This is a genomic window from Dactylosporangium sp. NPDC051485, from assembly GCF_040682015.1.
Lineage (GTDB): Bacteria > Actinomycetota > Actinomycetes > Mycobacteriales > Micromonosporaceae > Dactylosporangium.
Window position 1 is genome coordinate 101,960 of record NZ_JBFAZW010000010.1, and the last position, 18,294, is coordinate 120,253.

General features: G+C 73.6%; 19 protein-coding genes and 1 pseudogene. 8 read left to right on the forward strand and 12 right to left on the reverse strand.

The window, feature by feature from the left end; genetic code table 11:
- Positions 1–165: 165 nt before the first annotated feature.
- A complete protein-coding gene (locus AB0M46_RS08040; protein WP_363333670.1) occupies positions 166–1,080 on the reverse strand; it encodes a MerR family transcriptional regulator in 915 nt (304 codons plus the stop codon).
- A 136-nt stretch (positions 1,081–1,216) separates the two neighbouring features.
- Here AB0M46_RS08040 and AB0M46_RS08045 point away from each other — a divergent pair, with 136 nt between their 5' ends.
- From AB0M46_RS08045 to AB0M46_RS08055, 3 genes are all read left to right on the forward strand, one after another.
- The gene (locus tag AB0M46_RS08045; RefSeq protein ID WP_363333673.1) at positions 1,217–1,744 is read left to right on the forward strand and encodes a pyridoxamine 5'-phosphate oxidase family protein; all 528 of its coding nucleotides are present in this window, start codon (positions 1,217–1,219) and stop codon (positions 1,742–1,744) included.
- Between the two features lie 89 nt (positions 1,745–1,833).
- On the forward strand, positions 1,834–2,148 hold the full coding sequence (locus tag AB0M46_RS08050; RefSeq protein WP_363333675.1) for a hypothetical protein: 315 nt from the start codon (positions 1,834–1,836) through the stop codon (positions 2,146–2,148).
- Positions 2,149–2,238: 90 nt separating this feature from the next.
- Entirely contained in the window at positions 2,239–3,318 is a 1,080-nt protein-coding gene (locus AB0M46_RS08055; protein WP_363333677.1) for a hypothetical protein, read from the forward strand.
- A gap of 75 nt (positions 3,319–3,393) precedes the next feature.
- On the opposite strand, the gene AB0M46_RS08060 is transcribed toward AB0M46_RS08055, so the two are convergent.
- From AB0M46_RS08060 to AB0M46_RS08070, 3 genes are read right to left on the reverse strand one after another with little or no spacing between them, the layout of a single operon-like run.
- A complete protein-coding gene (locus AB0M46_RS08060) occupies positions 3,394–3,819 on the reverse strand; it encodes a hypothetical protein (protein ID WP_363333679.1) in 426 nt (141 codons plus the stop codon).
- A gap of 13 nt (positions 3,820–3,832) precedes the next feature.
- On the reverse strand, positions 3,833–4,090 hold the full coding sequence (locus AB0M46_RS08065) for a hypothetical protein (RefSeq protein WP_363333681.1): 258 nt from the start codon (positions 4,088–4,090) through the stop codon (positions 3,833–3,835).
- Positions 4,090–4,467, reverse strand: a complete 378-nt coding sequence (locus AB0M46_RS08070) for a DUF2089 domain-containing protein (protein WP_363333683.1) — start codon at positions 4,465–4,467, stop codon at positions 4,090–4,092. Before AB0M46_RS08070 ends, AB0M46_RS08065 begins: the two co-directional genes overlap by 1 nt.
- A 168-nt stretch (positions 4,468–4,635) precedes the next feature.
- Here AB0M46_RS08070 and AB0M46_RS08075 point away from each other — a divergent pair, with 168 nt between their 5' ends.
- Positions 4,636–5,190: a DUF4240 domain-containing protein gene (locus tag AB0M46_RS08075; RefSeq protein WP_363333685.1), complete on the forward strand. Its 555-nt coding sequence runs from the start codon at positions 4,636–4,638 to the stop codon at positions 5,188–5,190.
- A 190-nt stretch (positions 5,191–5,380) separates the two neighbouring features.
- On the opposite strand, the gene AB0M46_RS08080 is transcribed toward AB0M46_RS08075, so the two are convergent.
- On the reverse strand, positions 5,381–5,584 hold the full coding sequence (locus AB0M46_RS08080; protein ID WP_363333687.1) for a cold-shock protein: 204 nt from the start codon (positions 5,582–5,584) through the stop codon (positions 5,381–5,383).
- Positions 5,585–6,109: 525 nt separating this feature from the next.
- Here AB0M46_RS08080 and AB0M46_RS08085 point away from each other — a divergent pair.
- From AB0M46_RS08085 to AB0M46_RS08095, 3 genes are all read left to right on the forward strand, one after another.
- On the forward strand, positions 6,110–7,072 hold the full coding sequence (locus AB0M46_RS08085) for a universal stress protein (RefSeq protein ID WP_363333689.1): 963 nt from the start codon (positions 6,110–6,112) through the stop codon (positions 7,070–7,072).
- Positions 7,073–7,390: 318 nt separating this feature from the next.
- The gene (locus AB0M46_RS08090) at positions 7,391–7,942 is read left to right on the forward strand and encodes a hypothetical protein (RefSeq protein ID WP_363333690.1); all 552 of its coding nucleotides are present in this window, start codon (positions 7,391–7,393) and stop codon (positions 7,940–7,942) included.
- 25 nt (positions 7,943–7,967) lie between these two features.
- A complete protein-coding gene (locus AB0M46_RS08095) occupies positions 7,968–8,657 on the forward strand; it encodes a CPBP family intramembrane glutamic endopeptidase (RefSeq protein WP_363333692.1) in 690 nt (229 codons plus the stop codon).
- An 11-nt stretch (positions 8,658–8,668) separates the two neighbouring features.
- On the opposite strand, the gene AB0M46_RS08100 is transcribed toward AB0M46_RS08095, so the two are convergent.
- From AB0M46_RS08100 to AB0M46_RS08120, 5 genes are all read right to left on the reverse strand, one after another.
- Complete coding sequence (locus AB0M46_RS08100) at positions 8,669–10,408, reverse strand: tetratricopeptide repeat protein (protein WP_363333694.1); 1,740 nt, start codon at positions 10,406–10,408, stop codon at positions 8,669–8,671.
- A 55-nt stretch (positions 10,409–10,463) separates the two neighbouring features.
- On the reverse strand, positions 10,464–11,813 hold the full coding sequence (locus AB0M46_RS08105) for a GGDEF domain-containing protein (protein ID WP_363333696.1): 1,350 nt from the start codon (positions 11,811–11,813) through the stop codon (positions 10,464–10,466).
- Between the two features lie 13 nt (positions 11,814–11,826).
- Complete coding sequence (locus AB0M46_RS08110) at positions 11,827–12,990, reverse strand: FIST N-terminal domain-containing protein (RefSeq protein ID WP_363333697.1); 1,164 nt, start codon at positions 12,988–12,990, stop codon at positions 11,827–11,829.
- Positions 12,991–13,319: 329 nt separating this feature from the next.
- Positions 13,320–14,687, reverse strand: coding sequence for a ricin-type beta-trefoil lectin domain protein (locus AB0M46_RS08115; protein ID WP_363333698.1), 1,368 nt, complete (start codon positions 14,685–14,687; stop codon positions 13,320–13,322).
- Between the two features lie 160 nt (positions 14,688–14,847).
- Complete coding sequence (locus AB0M46_RS08120) at positions 14,848–15,534, reverse strand: response regulator transcription factor (protein WP_363333700.1); 687 nt, start codon at positions 15,532–15,534, stop codon at positions 14,848–14,850.
- A 275-nt stretch (positions 15,535–15,809) separates the two neighbouring features.
- Between AB0M46_RS08120 and AB0M46_RS08125 the strand changes: the two are divergent.
- Positions 15,810–16,136 (forward strand): annotated as a pseudogene (locus AB0M46_RS08125) (hypothetical protein); the annotation flags it as partial.
- A gap of 46 nt (positions 16,137–16,182) precedes the next feature.
- Here the strand turns inward: AB0M46_RS08125 and AB0M46_RS08130 are convergent.
- On the reverse strand, positions 16,183–17,160 hold the full coding sequence (locus tag AB0M46_RS08130; RefSeq protein ID WP_363333702.1) for a PIG-L family deacetylase: 978 nt from the start codon (positions 17,158–17,160) through the stop codon (positions 16,183–16,185).
- Positions 17,157–18,293, reverse strand: a complete 1,137-nt coding sequence (locus AB0M46_RS08135; protein WP_363333703.1) for a glycosyltransferase family 4 protein — start codon at positions 18,291–18,293, stop codon at positions 17,157–17,159. Before AB0M46_RS08135 ends, AB0M46_RS08130 begins: the two co-directional genes overlap by 4 nt.
- Position 18,294 lies beyond the last annotated feature (1 nt).

Below are 18,294 nucleotides of genomic sequence, written 5' to 3' on the forward strand. Positions count from 1 at the left end.
GACGACAAGGTGTTTCCTCCCCGAGTATGTGTCGAGCCCCCGGACGTACGGCGTGTGGGCGGTGCCGGCCGCGCGAAGGCGACCCGCAGTTTAAGGCGAACGGCCTGCGAGAAGATAGGACCATGGCATTGCGCCATGGTCCTGTCGTCGTGCTCGGGCTCGCTATCACGGGCATCGGTGCGCGCGCATCGCCGCGAGCAGCCATGCGTACGCGGGCACGGCCGGCGGTCCCGCGTCGGTGGCGTTGAGCGTGCCGAGGAGCTGCCAGTAGCGCTCGGTCCGGGCGTCGGCCACCATCTCCAGCCAGGCGACGAGCGCGGTGGCTTCTTCGGCGGGCAGGTCGGCCGGCACGACCCGGTCGAGCGTCTCGCGGCCCTCGGCGGAGGCGGGTGAGACCCCGCGTTCGACGGCGCCTCCGGCGTGGGCGAGGACGAGCGGCCGGATGTTCAGGCCGAACTCCACCCGCGGGTCATCGGCGGCGCTCAGGACCATCGCCCGGATCTTCTGCCGGAAGTCCCGGTCGACGACCAGCTCGGCCAGCTCCAGCCAGGCATCGATCTGCTCGTCGGTGAGATCCTCGCCGACCGCGGTGGGCAGCTCGCGCATCCAACCGGCGATGACGGTGGCATCCGGGTCGGCCGCACCGTCGAATGCCTCCTCGACGAAGTCGTCGATGATGCGCTGGCGCTCCTTCGCGGACAGTCTGGTGAGCTTGGCCATCAAGATCATCTCCTCGGTCGTGCTCTGTCGGCGGGCAACGGTGTGCATGACCGCGCGTCGTACCTGCAGCGTGCGGATCTCCGCGTCGAGCGCCTTGACGTGCGCCGCCGCCACATCGGCCAGCGTGACGTGCCTGGCCAGCAGCGCCGCGACGGCGTCGAGGCCGAGGCCCAGGTCACGCAGCGTCCGGATGAGCTCCAGCCGGGCGACGGCCACCACGTCGTAGAGTCGATACCCCCCGCTGGAACGGCCGACCGGCGGCAACACGCCCCGATCCGACCAGAACCGCACGGTCCGGGCCGACACGCCGGCGTACTGCGCGAGCTGCCCGATCGTGTAGAGCTCCGTTTCGCGATCCACGCGCCAAGCTTGAAGGTTCCACCGGGTGGAAGCTCAAGCGATTCCCGCGTCGCCCGCGGGATCGGGTGCACTGATATGCCGCGGTTCGTCGGGGCCGGGGTACGGCGAGGGAGCCGGGATCTGGCAGAGTGCGTCAATGGTGGTGACCAACCCGTGGCTCTCCGGCCCGAGCCCGACGAAGCGGCTGGACCGCGAACGGCTGGAAGAACGCATCCTCAACCTGCTGTCCTCGCAGAATATGTGCGTCCTGGCAACGACCGGCCCCGATGGGCCGTTGGCGACGCCCGTCCGGTACTTCCATCTCGACTTCACCGTGGTCTTCACCGCGCTGGGGACCTCCCCGAAGATGCGGAACATCCGCGCGGACCCGCGGGTCTCCATCGGTGTCTTCGCGCCCCTTGTCGGGCAGGCGAGCAGTCGCGGCGCGCAGCTGTTCGGCGCCGCCCGCATCCTCGAACCGGAAGATGCCGACTTCGAGCGGTACTGGTCCGTGGTGCGATGGCAGTCCGACCATGTCGAGCGATCCCGATCCCTCGACGAGCCGCCCCTTGGACCACTCGGCGTGGTCCCCGCCGAACGGATCGTCTATACCGAGCACTGGCTGCGCCGGGAGGGCTACGCACCCCGGCAGTTCTGGCGCAACGAGCGACCACCGAACGAGTAGAACGGTCGACGCCGTCCTCGATGTGGCCGGCGGTCACGGGAAAGGCGCGGTACATTGCCGATGTGCCGCGCCTTCACCATGTCTCGTCCGTGCGCAATCGGGACTCGATCCGATCGTTCGGGCTGGACTGGACCCGGATGGGCGCGGCGCCCGGGATCGCCGGCAGCCGCCGGCCCGAGGTCGAGGGCGTCTTCCTCTGCGTCCAGCCGGAGGACGCCGACTGGTTTGTCCGGTTCAACAACACCGGCGGCCCGGTGGACGTCTGGGCCGTCGACGGCATCGAGCTGGATCAGCTTCGCGGCGCACCGGAGGGCTACCGGTACTTCCCGGGCAGTATCGGTCCGCAGCAACTGCTCCTCGTTCGCCGGGACCTGCCGCCCAGGTGTAACGGTTCCGAGCCGTAAATCGCTCCCGGTCACCGCCGTGTACAGCTGTCGATCAAACACTTAGGCTTCTTTCCTAATTGATGGTCGTGCGGCCGAGGGAGTCCTTCGATGCGCCGAATCCTTGCTGCGTTTGCCCTGGTCATCGCCGTCCTCGTCGCACCCGCCCGGCCGGCCGCCGCCGCCGCGGTGGCCCCGTTGCAGATCTACGGCGCCTGGCACTGCGGCAACGACTTCTGCACCTGGGGTGCCGTGCGGACGGTGGCCGAGTTCGACTCCCAGAATCACTGGCTGGTGGACCGCGGCGACGGCCGTCCGTCCGTCAACGTCGTCGTGCTGAGCTTCCTGGACCCGCTGAAGCTGCTGCACCTGAGCGACGACGCGGGCACCGTCGCGGGCGTCCCGCGGGGCATGACGCCGGACATCGTCGGCTACTTCAGCGGCCGCGGCGTGCGCGTGATGCTCTCGATCGGCGGCTTCACCTACACCGGCGCCTGGAACACCGCCCTCGCCGAAAACGCCGCACAGCTCGGCCGCAACGCGGCCGCCGTCGCGCAGCGGCTCGGCGTCGGCATCGAGATCGACTACGAGGAGAACACCAGCCCGAACCTCGCCGGGCTGCAGGCGTTCATCGACGCGTACCGCGCGGCGCTGCCGTACGACGCGACCGGCGCCAACCCGGCGGCGCGGCTGACCATCGACCTGGCCGCCGGCGACCGCTACCTCATCGCCCTCACCCGCAAGGCCACCGCCGACTGGCTGCGCACCGACCGGCCGGTCCTGGACTACGCCAACGCGATGGTGCCGGCGAAGCAGCCCGCGGCCAGCGCGGCGATCGCGAGCTGGCAGGAGCACCTCGACGGCAAGCCGGCGTACGCGCCGCCGGTGCCCCCGCTGGCCCCGGCCAAGTTCACCGGTGGGCTGTACGTCGCCAACGGGGGCAAGCCCCTGCCGGAGTGCACCAGCTTCGCCTCGTCGCTGCAGAACTCCACCGGCACGTTCGTGCAGTCGGCGGCGCCCAACGGCGCGGGCACCACGGCCGGGCTGCTCGGCTACATGTTCTGGGCGGCCGAACGGCCCGCCACTCGCGGCATCGGCACCGTGCCGCCGAACACGTGCGAGGGCGGCATCGGCGTCGGCGCCACCACGTACCAGATCCCGATCCCGATGACAGCACTGCGGCAGAGCTGACCGAGCCGACGGGGGTCGACGACCGCCGACCAACGCTGCTGCGTGGTCGGCGGTCCTCGGTTGTACCGGCCGCGCCTACTCGCAGAAGACGCGGACCTTCGCGTCGGGCTGGTCGACCTCCACGGTCATCTCGTCGAGGTGCTCCAGGAGCGCTTCGAGCTGCTCGGGCTTGAGCTGCGTCAGGTCGAACGGCACGCCCGACTTGTGCAGTTCGGCGTTGGCCTTGCCCAGTGCCTGCGGCGGGATCAGCGCCGTCAGCCGTACCCCGGCCCGCAGCAACTGCAGCGGCACCCGCACGTTGATCCGCCCCGGCTCGCCGTTCTCGTCGACGGCGTCCACCATCACCCGCAGGTACTTGGCCTTGCCCTTCGGCCGAGCGTCGAGGCTCGACGCCGCCGGCGGCTGGTCCCGTTCGAGCGCGGCGATGAGCTGCTCGGCCTCCTCCGCGGTGATCTTGCCCTCGGCCAGCAGGTCGAGGATGTCCTTGCGCTGCTCGTTCATCGGAAAACCTCTCCTAACGGATAGCCACGAGCACGGCCGTGCGACCCTGCGTGAAGTCGACCCGGGTGCCGGGCAGTGCGGATACGATGCGCCAGCCGGTGCCGAGCGCCCGCGCCACGCTGATGCGGTACACGAGGCAGGCCACGGCCGCCGCCAGTAGGGCCAGGACCACGACCGGTGCGAGCACGAGCACCACGGGGAGCACCGGAACCCAGATCCGGATGGGACGACCGCCGGGGCGCTTGACCCGTACGGTCAGCAGCTGCGGCATCACGTCCGCCCCTCCAGTTCGGACAATGCCTGCTGTGCGGTGATCTCGCCGCGGCGCAGCCGATCGATGACATCGGCCCGCGACGGCGCCGGATCGGTCTCGACGAAGTCGAGCATCTGCGTGATCCGGTTCAGTCGCGATTTGATCGTCGGGTAGCTCACCCCGAAGATCCGCTCCATCTCCTTGATGGAGCCGTGGCACCGCACGAACGCCGTGACGAAGACCTGATCCTCGACGTTGAGCTGCGCCAGCTGCGGTACCTCGAACTCGCCCTCGATCGCGATGCCGCTGCCCGCCAGGCGCACCCGCTCGACGACGAACGGCTGGCCCCGGGTCAGGTTCGTGAGCTCCTGCCATTCCATCGCCTGCTCTGCCATATATCAAGACTATGTCCGAGAGGAATTAACTTTCAAGAAGTTGATCTTAATTTTCTTGAAGTTGGCCTCTTGGGTGCCCGGGCGAGGGGGCATGGCGCTGCGGGCTCAGGACGGTGCCGACGACGCGGCCTCGGGTGCCCGGGCGCGGGGCGTGGCAGGATCGCGGGCATGGCGATCATGGATCGGGATGGGTTCTGGGCGATCGTGGACCGCGCCCGCGAGGGCGTCGAGGACACCCGGACCGGCGAAGGCGCCGAGAAGGTGGCCGGGCGCATCGGGGACCGCCTCGCCGAGCTGGGCCGGGAGGCGGCGGTTGCGTTCCAGGTCCGCTACGACGCGCTCGGTCCGGAGTCGTACGACTGGGACCTCTGGGGCGCCGCCTACCGCATGAAAGGGGGCTGCTCCGACGACGCCTTCGACTACTTCCGCGGCTGGCTCGTCGCGCAGGGCCGCAGTACCTGGGAGCGGGCCCTTCGAGACCCGGACACGCTCGCCGAACTCGGCGTCGACCCCGACGACGACTTCTTGGAGTGCGAAGACATGCTGTACGTCGGGCGAGTAGCGTTCGACGCGAACGAGGACTTCTACGCCGCCGTCGACGCGGCGCGCGCCGAGCTGCCCGCGGAGACGTTCAACGGGCCGCTACTCGGCGACGGCTTCGACCACGACGACGAGGGTGAGGTGCGCGCCCGTTACCCCCGCCTGGCCGAGATCTACCTCTAAGGCGAGGGCGGCGTCACGTCTGGGATCCATGTTGTACGGGATGTCCTCCCACGGCCCGCCGCGGACTTCGCCGGCGTGGGTGACGAGATGGCCCCTTCACGCCGCAAAGCCGGAGCGTCGCAAAGTCGGAGCGCCGCATGCTGGGCATGCGGCGCTCCGACGACGCTCAGGGTGTTTTGCCGGGACCGAGTCAGAGACCGCGGACGTTCTCCGCCTGAGGACCCTTCTGGCCCTGGGTCACCTCGTACTCGACCTTCTGGCCTTCCGCGAGCTCACGGTATCCACTGCTCGCGATGGCGGAGTAGTGGACGAAGACGTCCGGGCCGCCGTCGTCCTGCTGGATGAAGCCGAAGCCCTTTTCGGAGTTGAACCACTTGACAGTACCGCTAGCCACACTTTCCTCCTGTTAGCGGAACGCAGTCCATCGCAGATCGTCGGCGATGGCCTCCACGCTCCGTCCGAACAATACCTGCTCCGGGCGTGAACCTCGCTACCGAGGTGTCCGTTCACACTCCCACGATCCACTCGAACGTGGGCTACGACGGATGTCGCGACCGCTGTCCGTCCTGCGCCGCAGGGGCGCCGGGCCGCGGTCGTCGCGGCGTGGGCCGTCGATGGACCCGGCAATTCCCGCAGCGTACGGCGATGGCATCATGGCCATCGGGAGCGGATACGCCGGCTGGCACCGAGGATCGGTGGCCTCGGCCAAACGGGACGTTCCGTGTCCGAATCGGCCGTCCCGGTGACGAACCGGCGTATCCGGCGAATGGCATCGAGCAGACGGTCATATCGCGCGAAAACGGCGATTCCCACGCAGAAGTCACCGAAGGGGCCGGCAACGTCGTCGGAACCGCCTTCCGCGGCCTCGCGGTGCGGGGGCGCTCGGATGCATGAAGCCGCCCGCGGTGGGAAGCGCCTGTTGAACACCGGTCACGTCGAGGGGGCCGTGCCGATGTCGGTCAGCGAGATGGCGGCCATGCGGCGGCGAAGCCGGGCGGCGGTCGTCGGTGTGGACGGCACCGCGGAAGGCGACCGGGCCATACGGTGGGCCGCGGACGACGCCGCGCACCGGGGGTGCCCGCTGCACCTGCTGCACGTCTGCGACGGGCCGGCCCTGGTGTACCCGCCGCCGGGCCTCTCGCTTCCGGTCGCCGGGGCGCCGCGACCGACGACCCATGCCGCGCGGCTGCTCACCGACGCGGCCGCCCTCGCGCGTCAGGTCAGCGCCGGGCTGGACATCACCGGGGAGGTCATCGGCGGCCGGCCGATCCCGGCGCTGCTGGCGGCGTCCGAGCGCGCCGCGACGGTCGTGGTGGGCAGGCGGGACATCGGGGAGCTCGGCGCGGCGCTCGCCGGCTCGATCGCCGCCGAGATCGCCGAGCGTGCGGCCTGTCCGGTGGTGGTCGTCCGCGAGCGCAGCGGCGCCGGCGGCCCGAACGAGGGGCGGGTCGTCGTCGGCGTCGACGGGTCCGCGGCCTCAGCGGCGGCCGTCGCGTTCGCTGTCGAGGAGGCGGCGGCTCGCGGCGCCGGGCTGACCGCGGTGCACGCCTACGATCTGCCGGTCGGCCGGGTCCTCGGCGAGCCCCTGCCCGGGTACTTCGGCCTGGGCGCCCGCAGCGACGCGGCGCAGCGGCTGCTGGCGGAGGTGATGTCCGGCTGGCGCGAGCGGTGCCCGGAGGTCGACCTGCGGCTGCACGTCGAGCTCGGCGGGCCGGCCGGGGCGCTGAAGCGGGCCAGCACGGGCGCGGAACTGCTCGTGGTCGGGGCGCGCGGCCGGGGAACGCTCCGCGGCCTGCTGCTCGGGTCCGTCAGCCGGGCGATGCTGCGCCACGCACCCTGCCCGGTCGCCGTGGTGCACCCGAGGCCGTCCCGGGCGCGCTGAGCGGGGCCTGCCCGGTCGCCGTGGTGCACCCGAGGCCGTCCCGGGCGCGCTGAGCGGGGCCTGCCCGGTCGCCGTGGTGCACCCGAGGCCGTCCCGGGCGCGCTGAGCGGGGCCACGCCACGGGAGCGGGTCAGCAGGCGGCATCGACGAAGCCGGCGGGCCCGGGCGCGGCATGATGGGCGCCTTCGAGGAGTTCCTGCGCCGTTCTGCGGTGTCGCCGCCGGGTCCGCGCGAGGGCAGAATCCGCGTGGTCGGGAGTTTGCCGCCGGTGCCCGCGTGGTAGCTGACCGTTAGGTCCAGCGCTAGGAGGGACCCGACATGACACGAAATCGAATCGGCCTCGCGGTCGGCGCCGCGGTGCTGACCGGCGCCGGTGTGGTCGGGATACCGGCCACGGCCATAGCCCAGCCCAGCCCGGCCCCGCCGGGTGGTGGCACGGCCACCACGGCACCGGCTCCGGGCTACGGCGCGCAGGACCACCACCACGGAGGCATGCTCTCGGGCGTCGAGCACGGCGAGGGCGTCGTGCAGACCGACAAGGGACAGGTCAACGTGGCCATGCAGGTCGGCACGCTCACCTCCGCCACGGGCTCGGCGGTCACCGTGAAGTCGGCCGACGGGTGGACCAGGACGTGGAACCTCGGCAGCAACCTGCGGGTCTTCGAGCAGCGGCACACCCTGCAACCCAACGCCCTGACGGCCGGCACGAAGATCGTGATCGCCGGCACGACCAGCGGTGCCGGTACCGGCGCGGAGACGTACACCGCACAGTTCATCAAGGTGCACCAGCACGGCGGCATGCGGCAGCCGGCCCCGGCGACACCGTCGCCGGGCGGGATGACGCCGTCGCCGGCGCCTACCGGCACGTGACGCCGGAGGCGCCACCGGAGCAACGATGAACGACCGGGCATCCGCCGGCGGCCTGTCGCGCCGGCAGGAGTCGGCGGAACTGCTCGTGTTCCTGCTGCTCGTCGTGCCGCCGTGGCTGCTGTCGCTGCTGGCGAGCGGCTCGGCCGGCGGGAGCTTCGCGCTGCTGGCCGTCGCGACGATCCTGCGCGACGTGGCCCTGGTGGCCCTCGTGCTGCTGCTGTTGTCGCGGGCCCGCCAGCCGGTCGCGGCCATCGGCTGGGTCACCCGGGCGGCCGGGCGGGAGGCGGCCCTCGGCGCCGCCCTGTTCGTGCCGCTCCTGATCGGCATGCAGGCGCTGAACATCGCCTTGCGGGGCGCCGGCCTGTCGGGGCCGCGGACGACCGCGCTGCTGGCCGCGCCCGATGTCGGGCAGCTGCTGCTCGGCGTGGCGCTGGTCGCGGTCGTCGCCGTCGCCGAGGAGACGATCTTCCGCGGGTACCTGATCCTGCGGTTCGCGAGCGTCCTGCGCAGCCGCGGGTGGGCGGTGCTGCTGTCCGCGCTCGTGTTCTCGGCCGGGCACGGGTACGAGGGCGGCGCGGGCGTGCTGACCGCCGGCGTGACCGGGCTGGCGCTGGCCGGCCTGTACGTCTGGCGGCACAGCCTCGTGGCGCCGGTGGTGGCGCATTTCCTGCTGGACTTCTTCGCGATCGTGGTGGTGCCGCTGCTGCTCGGCTGAGCGCCCGGGGCTCAGGGGACAGCGGCGGCGCGGTGCTCGGCGTGGGCGGCCAGGGCGGCGGCCAGGTCGGCCTCGTGGGCGAGCGGGTAGCGCTCGGCCAGGGACCGCCAGATGGGAAGCGCCTCCTCGTCGGCCGCCACCGCCTCGGCCGGGCGGCCCAGGGCGTGCAGGGCGTTCGCCACGCGCCGCAGCGACCACGCGAGGTCCACGCCGTCGGGCGGGCCCACGCGGCGCTGCAGGGCCAGCGCCTCCTCGGCGGCCGCTAGGGCCTCCTCGGGGCGGCCGAGGTGGCGCAACAGCACGTCCGACGCCGCGCGCAGGGCCGCGGCCCGCTGCTCCGCGGCCGCGTCGCCGGCGATGGCGGCGGAGCGGGTGGCGACCTCGAGCGCCTCGTCGTAGGCGCCGGTGTCCTGCAGCCGGGCGGACAGGATGACCAGGGCCCGGCTGTACCCCGCGCGGCGGCGGCCGGCCGCGCGGTACAGCTCGGCCGCTTCGCGCGCGGCGGCCAGCGCCTCGTCGTCGCGGCCGAACTGGGACAGGCTCACGGCCAGGTTGGTCAGCGCGTGGCCGAGGCCGTCGGCGCGCGCGCCGGGATCGTTGCGGTGCGCACTGCGCAGCATCTCGACCGCCTGCTCATCGAGGGCGAGGGCGTCCCCGTACCGGCCGAGGCGATCCAGCTGTACCGCGAAATTGCTGGTCGCGATCCCCAGCGCGGCGCGGTACGAGCCGGGGTAGCGCTCGTACAGCTCCTCGTAGACGTCCACGGCCTCGTCGGCGGCGCGCAGGGCCTCCTCGTAGCGGCCCAGGTCGCCCAGCCGGCGCGCCAGCGCGCCCAGCGCCGCGGCCAGCTTCGGCCGGTAGGCGTGCGGCTCCGTGGCCGCCATCCGGCGCGCCAGGGCGACCTGCACGAGCTCCCGGCGGGCGTCCACCGCCTCGGCCCGCTCCGGCTCCGGCTCCGGCTCCGGCTGCGGTTCTGGGTTTGGCGCCGCCGCCTCGGCCGGCTGCGGCTGCGGTTCCGGGTTTGGCTCCGGCGGCTGGGGACGCGGCGCAGTCCGCGAAGGGGCCGGTGCCACCACCGTGAGCCACTCGGAGGAGCGCGGGCGGTACCCGTGCCGCCTGAGCAGCCCGTGCACGATCGCCGCCGTGTGCGCGGCGCCGTAGACCACCGCCACGTCGATCCGCTCGGCACCGCGCTCCCGGTGGATCCGCGACAGCATCGCCAGCAGCCGCTCGTCGCGCGCGCCGCCCAAGACGTCGTCGACCTGCTCGATGACCTCGTGGTCGGCCTCGGCGGGCAGGTCGTCCAGCTCGACCTCGGGGCCGAGCAGCCGCCGGCGGCCGTCGAACAGCTGCAGCACGGCCGCGATCGGCATGGCCAGCCACATGAGGAGCCGGGTGCGCGCCGGCAGCGCCCGCCAGCCCTGCGCGAGCTCGGCCGCGCTCACGTCCGGGTTGATCACCGGCACGCCCAGCGAGCCGTACGCGATGTCGTCCTCCACCAGGCCGGAGCGCTTGTTGGCCGGGATGATCCGATACGTCGACGTGATGGCCCAGGTCAGCGGCGAGCGGCCGGAGACCCCCTCGACCACGAGCAGGTCGCAGCGGCGCAGCCGCTCGCGCACCTCGGCGTAGAAGCGCGGGCTGGCCACGTGGAACATCGGGAACACGACGAACTGCAGCTCGGTGCCGGGCCGGCGCAGCCGCAGCACGGCCGAGCGGGTACCGACGACACTGTGCTCGACGATCTGCACGAGCTCAGTGTCGCGCGTCGATGCCAGTCCGCCGATCCCGACCGCTCCGCGCGCGTCACGGCACCAGCGTCGCCCCCTCGACCAGGCGCAGCGTCTCGGCGCCGGCGAGCACGAAGCGGCCGCCGCCGCAGCGTTTGGCCTCGTACATCGCCATGTCGGCCCGCGCCAGCAGGTCCTCGTCGCCGTCCGCGCCGTTGAGCGCGACGCCGACGCTGCAGCCGACCTCGGCCAGGCCGCCGGGCACCGGGACGGGGCGGGACAGCTCGTCGATGATGCGGGCCGCCACCTCGGCCGCCAGGTCCTCCCCGGCCGGGCTCAGCACCACCGCGAACTCGTCGCCGCCGAGCCGCCCGACCACGTCGCCGCGGCGCACGGCGGCCTGCAGGCGCCCGGACAGCTCGGCCAGCAGCAGGTCGCCGGCCGCGTGGCCCAGGGTGTCGTTGACCGCCTTGAAGCCATCGAGGTCGACGAAGAGCAGCGCGATCGTGCCCGGCGCGGGACGCTGGGCCAGGCAGTGCCGCAGCCGCTCGTGGAACAGCGCCCGGCCGGGCAGGCCGGTGAGGGTGTCGTGCCGGGCGGCCTCCATGTCGCGGGCGGCCTCGGCGTCGGTGAGGGCGAGGCTGACGTGCTCGGCGAAGGAGAGCAGGTTGTCGCGGTCGAGGCGGTGGCCCGGGAGCGGGTCGGCGGCCAGGGCGCCGACCGTGCGGCCGCACTCGTGCACCGGGACCGCGATGCGCCCGCCGGGCCGCTCCTGGACCCGGTCGATGGCGATCACCGAGGCGACCAGCGGGTCGTCGCCCATCGGCCGGCGCCGCCAGGCCAGCGGGCCCGCGCCGCCGGTGGTGACGAGGGCGCCGTCCGGGTCGTCGGGGTCGACGAGGAACAGCTCCACGGCGCCGAGCACGTCCGCGGCCGCCGCGAGGGTCGCGCGCAGCACCTCGGCCAGCGGGGCGCGGCGCGAGATGAGGCGCTGGATGTCGTACAGGTGGCGCATCAGACGCTCCCGGCGCAGCATCCGCAGGGTCAGGCCGAGCACCTTGGCCATGCCCCGGATCAGGTTGTGCTCGGCCACGCTGAAGTCGTCGCCGGCCCGGGCCAGCACCAGCACGCCCTCGTCGGCCCGGCCGAGCTGGGCCCAGCCGGCGCCGCACGCTCCGAGGCCGGGCAGCTCGACGCGCCCGCGGCCGCGCGGCACCCGGGCCAGCTCGGCGTAGTCGGCCGAGCCCTCGGGCAGGCCGACGGCGTCGATCACGGTGTCGCCGATGAGCAGGGCGCAGACCTCCGCCTCGACGGTCTCGGCGGCCCGCTCGACCGCGGCGTGGATCGCCGTGTCCTCGTCGTCGTAGCCGGAGACGGTCGCGAGCAGCTCGACCAGGTGCTGCGCAGCCAGAGCTCCTTCGGCCACCGCAGGTCCCCTTTCAGGCGAACGCCAGGACGACCATCGTCTGGTTGTGGAACCCGTTGATGCCCCTGGTGCGGGCGATCTCGCCGTAGGTGTAGAAGCCGGCGAAGGGGATGTTCCCGGCCTGCTCGGCGATGCCGGCCCCCTCCTTGGCCACGCCGTCGTCGCCGAGCACCGCCCGGCAGGCGGCGCAGCTCAGGGTGAGCAGGCCGACCGGGGTGACCCCGTCGAGCTGGTCGATCGCCGAGCGGCAGGCCCGGGCCGAGGCGGCCACCACCGACTCCTCGTCGCCCTCCATGGCGAAGGTGAGCGCGCCCAGGGACAGGTCACCGCCGCCGCCGATGGTGCGCCCGGCGACGTCGACCGCGGTGCTCATGTTGCGGATCTGGATGCCGCTGCGCCGTTGCACGCCCAGGGGGCGGCTCAGCACGTAGTGGCGCAGGGCGACCTCGTCGCCGTACACGTCGCCGGGGGCGCCGAGCCGGTCGAGGTAGGCGTCCAGGGCCGGGGCGTCGTCGAGCTCGTGCACCCGTCCGTCGCCGCTCTGGGTGACGACGAGGGGCTCGCCCGCCGGGCGCCAGCCGTGGTCGATGCCGATGGCGATCGGCGCGTCGGAGCCGATGCAGGCGGCGACGAGGCCGTTGCCGTAGACGTCGGTGCCGTGCAGCTGGAAGGTGCCGGACATGCGCCAGCCGTCGCCGGCGGCCCCGCCGAAGAGCGGCACGGCGGCGCCGAGCACGCCGTAGGCGCCCTTGATCACCAGCTCCTGGTCGAGGGCGAGCCCGTCGGTGAGCAGCAGCAGCACGCGGTGCGGCCGGTCGTCGACCGCGGCGACGCAGCGGGCCGCCTCCGCGCCGGCCTCGCGCTGGCGGCCCGAGATCTCCGGCACGGCGGTGGTGCTCACCGAGAAGCCGGCGCCGCCGAGCGCGGTCACCACCACGCTGCCGTCGCGCGGGCCGCCGTCGCCGATCTCGCCGTGCGTGGAGCAGCCGAGCACCGGCACGCCCGGCGCCGCGGCCCGCACGCCCTCGGCCAGGCGCCGCGGGTCGTGCTCGATGCCGGCGAACACCAGCAGCAGCTTCGGGTCGGGGCCGTCCAGCGCGGCGAGGGCGGCCTCCCGTCCCGCCTCGTGGGAGTCCGCGCTCAGCGAGGTCCCGACGGCCATCCATCGATCGGTCATGTGCGCTCCCCAGTCCAGCCCGGCAACATCGCGATCATCGGTCGCCGGGCGGCTGGGCTTAGCAAAGGCTCAGCGCGGGGTGCAGGTGACGGCGGTCACCGGCTGCGGGGCGTCCCCGCAGCTGTCGGCGACCAGCATGTCGAGGGTCCGTCGTGGTATGCGTCGGCATTCTACTCCCAGTCCGCGGCGGAACGGAGGGCCGAGCGCACCGTCGTTGACACCGGTGCGGTAGTCGCCGATCTCGATCTTCACGCGGAGCCAGGGGCCGCGGTTGCGGCCCGGCCCGCGCACGTCGGGCCGGGCCGCCGATCAGCGGCGAACCGGGAAACTTACGCCGGCAGCGAGAACTTCTGCGCGCCGGTGCCGTTGCAGTCCCAGATCTGCACCTGGGTGCCCGGCGTCACCGACCCGGACGGGTCGTCCAGGCACTTATTGGCCTGCGGGTTGTAGTACGTGTTGTCGGCGCGGTGGATGAACACCTGTGCCGCGGTGTTGTTGCAGTCCCACAGTTGCAGCTTGGCGCCGTTGACGGTGGAGCCGTTCGGGATGTCCAGGCACTTGCCGAGGGCGTGCAGCGTGGTGCCGGCCTCGACGTAGGTCCACTGCTGGGCGCCGGTGCCGTTGCAGGTGTAGATCTGCACCGGGGTGCCGTTGGCGGTGCCGGAGGAGCGCACGTCGAGGCAGAGGCCGCCGGGGCCGGTGATGGCCTTGCCGGTGCCACCCCCGCCGCCCCCGCCCCCGCCGCCACCACCGCTGGTGTAGGCCGCGACGTAGTCGACGAGCATCGGCTGGCCGGAGACGGTGGAGCCGTTGGGGCCGCCGCCGAACGCGTCCGGGAAGCCGCCGCCGATGGCCACGTTGAGGATGATGAAGAACCCGTGGTGCGTGGCGTTGTTCCAGGTGGTCGCGTCGACCTGGTTGGCGTTGACGGTGAAGAAGTTGTTGCCGTCGAGGTACCAGCGGATCTGTTCCGGCGACGTGCTGCGGTCCTGCTCCACCGCGTAGGTGTGGAAGCCGGTCTGGCAGCCGCCGCAGGCCCGCTCGCCGCTGCCGATGCCCGTGGTCTCGTTGCACGGGCCGCCCGGCGAGACCCCGCAGTGCAGGGTGGCGAACTCCGAGCTGCGGCCGTTGATGTCCTCCATGATGTCGATCTCGCCGATGCCGGGCCAGCCGCTCGCCCCGGTGCCGCGCGCCGCCGCGCCCAGCGCCCAGAAGGCCGGCCAGTACCCGGCGCCGTTGCCGGTGTTGACGTTCGGCTGCTGCAGCCGGGCCTCGATGCGCAGCTTGCCGCCCGCCGGGGCGGCGAGGTCGGTGCGCTGGGTCTCGATGCGGCCGCTGGTCCAGTTGCCGGAACCGTCGCGGATCGGCTTGATGGCCAGGTTCCCGGCGCCGTCCAGGTAGACGTTCTGGGTGCTGTTGGTCATGTTCTCGATCTCGCCGGTGCCCCAGTTGCCGGCGCCGCCGGGGTAGCCGTGGCCGAGGTCGTACAGCCAGTTGCCGGTGTTGACGCCGGTGCCGGCCGAGCCGTTGAAGTCGTCGGCGAACACCTGGGTCCAGCCGGACGGGGTCGCGGGGAGCGAAGCCGAGGCTTGCGGGAGCGCGGCGAACGACGCGGCGGCCAGCACCGCGACGCCCGCGCCGGCCAGCAGTGCGCGGCGTGCGCGCGGCCGGCCTGTTGGTTTTTGTTGGTCTGTCACAGCCGTTGTGCCCTTCTCGGTCTGGGGGCGGGGGAGAAGTGCATGCCTGATCAGCCCCCACGTGGCGGACGTGAGAGCGCTCTCAGAATGGTCGCCGAAGGCAAAGATCGTTGTCAATAGCGACGGAGCGCTGTGCAGGCCTGTCGGTTTCGGCCCGCGCTCAGCCGCCGTCCGGATCGAGCCGGTAGCCCGCCCCGCGCACCGTCTTGATGGCCGTGCGCCCGAAGGGGTGGTCGATCTTCTTGCGCAGGTAACCGACGTAGACCTCGACGATGTTGGGGTCGCCGTCGAAGTGGGCGTCCCACACGTTCTCGATGATCGCCGTGCGGCTCAGCACGTCGCCGGGGTGGCGCAGCATGAACTCCAGCAGCGCGAACTCCCTCGCGGTCACCGTGATCTCCTCGCTGCCCCGGGTGACCCGCCGCTGCACCGGGTCCAGCCGCAGGTCCCCGGCGCACAGCACCACGGGCCGCTGCGGCGCGCCCCGCCGGATGAGCGCCCGCAGCCGGGCCACCAGCACCACGAACGAGAACGGCTTGGTGAGATAGTCGTCGGCGCCGAGGTCGAACGCGTCGGCCTGGTCGTACTCGCCGTCCTTGGCGGTCAGCATGAGCACCGGCGTCCACACCTCGCGCTCCCGCATCCGCCGGCACACCTCGTAGCCCGACAGTCCGGGCAGCATGATGTCCAGCACGACCGCGTCGTACGCCCCATAGGGCGTCTCGGTCGCCGCCCACAGCCCGTCGACCCCGGTGTGCACGACGTCCACCGTGAATCCCTCGCCGCCAAGCCCGTCACGCAGCGTTTCCGCGAGGTCCACCTCGTCCTCGACCACCAGCACTCGCACGTCGCATCGACCCCCCATATGCGTGATACCACCCCGCACCCACAATGGTCCGCACCGCCCCCGGGGGAGCATGGTGCGTGCCCTCCCCGCGCCCCGTGGCTCCATCGATGGCCCTGCTCGTGCTGGTGGTCCTGCTCGCCACCCGGGCCCCCGCGTTCGTCCGGGCCGACGCCGCGCTCAGCGGGGCGCTCGGCCGGTTCACCGAGGCCCACGGCTGGTGGCGCGCCGCCATGTCGGCCGTGACACACAGTGCCGACTCGGTCGCGCTGCACGGGATGGTCCTCGTGGGGCTGGCCGGGCTGCTGCTGGCCCGGCGCTGGCGGGCGGCGCTGTTCGTGGCCGCGGTCACCGTGGTGGGCACCGGCGCGCGGCTGGCCCTGCTGCACCTCATCGCCCGGCAGCGCCCCGCGCACCGGCTGACCGAGTCGTACGGCTACTCGTTCCCCTCCGGCCACAGCACCGCGTCGGCACTCGTGGCCGGCGCGGCGATCGCCGTCGGGTGGACCCTGCCGTGGCCCGCGTGGGCCCGCCGGACCCTCGCGGCGGCCGTCCTGACCTGGGCCGGGCTGGTCGGGCTGAGCCGGGCCTTCCTGGTCGCGCACTGGCCGTCCGACGTGCTGGCCGGCTGGCTGCTGGGCGCGGCGGTGGTCACGGCGCTGGCCGCGGCGCTGCCTCCGGGCGGCGCACCCCGTCGAACACGTCGCCGCACGGCGGGGTGGTGGGGGTACGGCCGGGCTCGACGAACCACTCCCGGCCGGCCACGGCGCGAAACAGCGGGCCGGGCAGCCGCGACAGCAGCGCGAGGGTCCGCAGGCCCCGGCCGCCCTCGCCCTGGCTGGCGTGGGCCTTCATCGCGGCGCGTTTCTGGCGGTGGTACCGCCGGACGTCCACGACGTGGGTGATCTCGGCCCGCTCGGTGAACGCCGTCGCCGCGCCCTGCAGCGGCAGGGCCGGCAGCAGGCGCCCGGCCAGGCGCAGCGCGGCCAGCACCGGCCGCAGCGCCCCGCGGTCGACGGTGGCCCGCAGCAGCACCGGCGTGCCGGCCAGCCGGGCCGCCTCCTCGGCCACGAGGTGCACCTGCACGTGGTCGGGGTGCCCGTAGCCGCCCCGCGGGTCGTAGCCGGTGACCACGTCGGCCCGCTCCCGGCGCAGGATGGCGGCCAGCCGGGCGGCGGCCTCGGCGACGGGCGCGTCGGCGAAGCGGACCCTGCCGGAGCCCTCGGGACGGCCGTCGGTCTCGGCGGCGAGCGCGTCGGCGAAGCGGCCTCCGCCGGGAGCCTCGGGACCGCCGTCGGCCCCGGCGACGGGCGCGTCGGCGGAGCGGCCTCCGCCGGGGCCCTCGGGACGGCCGTCGGCCCCGGCGGCGGCCGCGTCGAGCCCGGAGTCGGCGTAGCCGAGGGTCTCCACCCGGTCGACGCCGAGCGCCTCCGCGGCGGCGAGCAGCTCCCGGTGGCGGCGCTCCCCGAGCGCCGCGCCGGTCGGCCCGGCGGACAGGCCGGCCTCGCCGAGGGTGGCGGTGACGAGCACGACCCGGTGCCCCTCGGCCGCCGCCCGGGCGAGGGTCCCGCCGGTGAGCAGGGTCTCGTCGTCGGGGTGGGCGTGGAAGGCGACCAGCGTGAACGTCACGCGTTCTCCTGCGCGGGCGCCCGCCGCCCGAGGAACGCCGCGGCCCGGGCGTAGAGCGCGTCGGCCCCCTCCAGGACGGTCTCCCAGCGCACGCACGGCGGCACCGCGCGGTTGTGCTGGGCGACGGCGGCGGCCCGGCCCGGTTCGTCGAGCAGCTCGCTGAGGGTGGCCCGCAGCTCCTCGTCGGAGTGCACCAGCCAGCCCTCGACGCCGTGGCGGATGAAGTCGGCCACCCCGCTGCCGGCCCGGGCCACGACCGGCAGGCCGGCGCTGCGGGCCTCGAGCGCGGCGATGCCGAACGACTCGCGCGGCGCCGGCGCCACGTACACGTCGGCAGAGGCGAGCAGGGCCCGGATCGCGGTGCGGTCGAGGGCCCCGGTGAGCTCGATGTCGCCGGCCGCCCCGGCCGAAGCGATCTCCCGGCGCAGCCCCGGCAGCAGCGGCCCGTCGCCGACGAGCACGGCGCGGAACCGGCCCGGGTGCGACTCGCGCAGCGCCAGCAGGGTGCGCAACAGGGCCCGCGGCCGCTTGCGGCGCACCATCCGCATCACGCTGATGAGCGTCGGCACCGCGGCGGCGGGCGGCCGGTCGGGCAGCAGCCAGGAGGCCGGGTCGATGCCGTTGGGCAGCACGGCGACCGGGGTGCCGTCGAGGGCGTCGCGGACCGCCGACGCGGCGGCGCTGCTGACCGCGGCCCACTGCACGGGCCAGGCGGCGGCGTCCTGCCAGCGGGCGAAGCGGCGTACCAGTGGGGCGATGTCGTGCCACATCGAGTGCACCGACACGACCGTCGGCGGGCCGCCGGCCGCGGCGAGGCGGGCCGCCGTCCAGGCCAGCGGGGAGAAGGCGGAGACGTGGGCGTGCACCGCATCGACGGCGTGGGCCCGTAGCAGATCGCTGAGCGCCCGCGTGCCGACGGCGCGGTAAGGCCCGGCGCCGAAGCCGCCGTCGCGGCCGATGCGCAGCACCGGCACCTCGTCGGGCGCCGCGGCGGCGGGCCAGGCCGGGGCGGTGGTGGTGAGCACGAGGGTCTCGTGGCGGCCGCGGTGCTGCCGGGAGGCCAGGTCGTGCACCTGCAGCTCGACGCCGCCGAGGCGCGGCAGGTACACGTCCGTTATGTGGGCGATGCGCATG

Bases quoted from the DNA above. Each gene is read 5' to 3' on its own strand.
- AB0M46_RS08095 (WP_363333692.1), top strand. From the start codon at position 7,968: ATGAACGACCGGGCATCCGCCGGCGGCCTGTCGCGCCGGCAGGAGTCG.
- AB0M46_RS08070 (WP_363333683.1), bottom strand. From the start codon at position 4,467: ATGGCAGAGCAGGCGATGGAATGGCAGGAGCTCACGAACCTGACCCGG.
- AB0M46_RS08110 (WP_363333697.1), bottom strand. From the start codon at position 12,990: ATGACCGATCGATGGATGGCCGTCGGGACCTCGCTGAGCGCGGACTCC.
- AB0M46_RS08045 (WP_363333673.1), top strand. From the start codon at position 1,217: ATGGTGGTGACCAACCCGTGGCTCTCCGGCCCGAGCCCGACGAAGCGG.
- AB0M46_RS08135 (WP_363333703.1), bottom strand. From the start codon at position 18,293: ATGCGCATCGCCCACATAACGGACGTGTACCTGCCGCGCCTCGGCGGC.
- AB0M46_RS08055 (WP_363333677.1), top strand. From the start codon at position 2,239: ATGCGCCGAATCCTTGCTGCGTTTGCCCTGGTCATCGCCGTCCTCGTC.
- AB0M46_RS08060 (WP_363333679.1), bottom strand. From the start codon at position 3,819: ATGAACGAGCAGCGCAAGGACATCCTCGACCTGCTGGCCGAGGGCAAG.
- AB0M46_RS08075 (WP_363333685.1), top strand. From the start codon at position 4,636: ATGGCGATCATGGATCGGGATGGGTTCTGGGCGATCGTGGACCGCGCC.
- AB0M46_RS08065 (WP_363333681.1), bottom strand. From the start codon at position 4,090: ATGCCGCAGCTGCTGACCGTACGGGTCAAGCGCCCCGGCGGTCGTCCC.
- AB0M46_RS08090 (WP_363333690.1), top strand. From the start codon at position 7,391: ATGACACGAAATCGAATCGGCCTCGCGGTCGGCGCCGCGGTGCTGACC.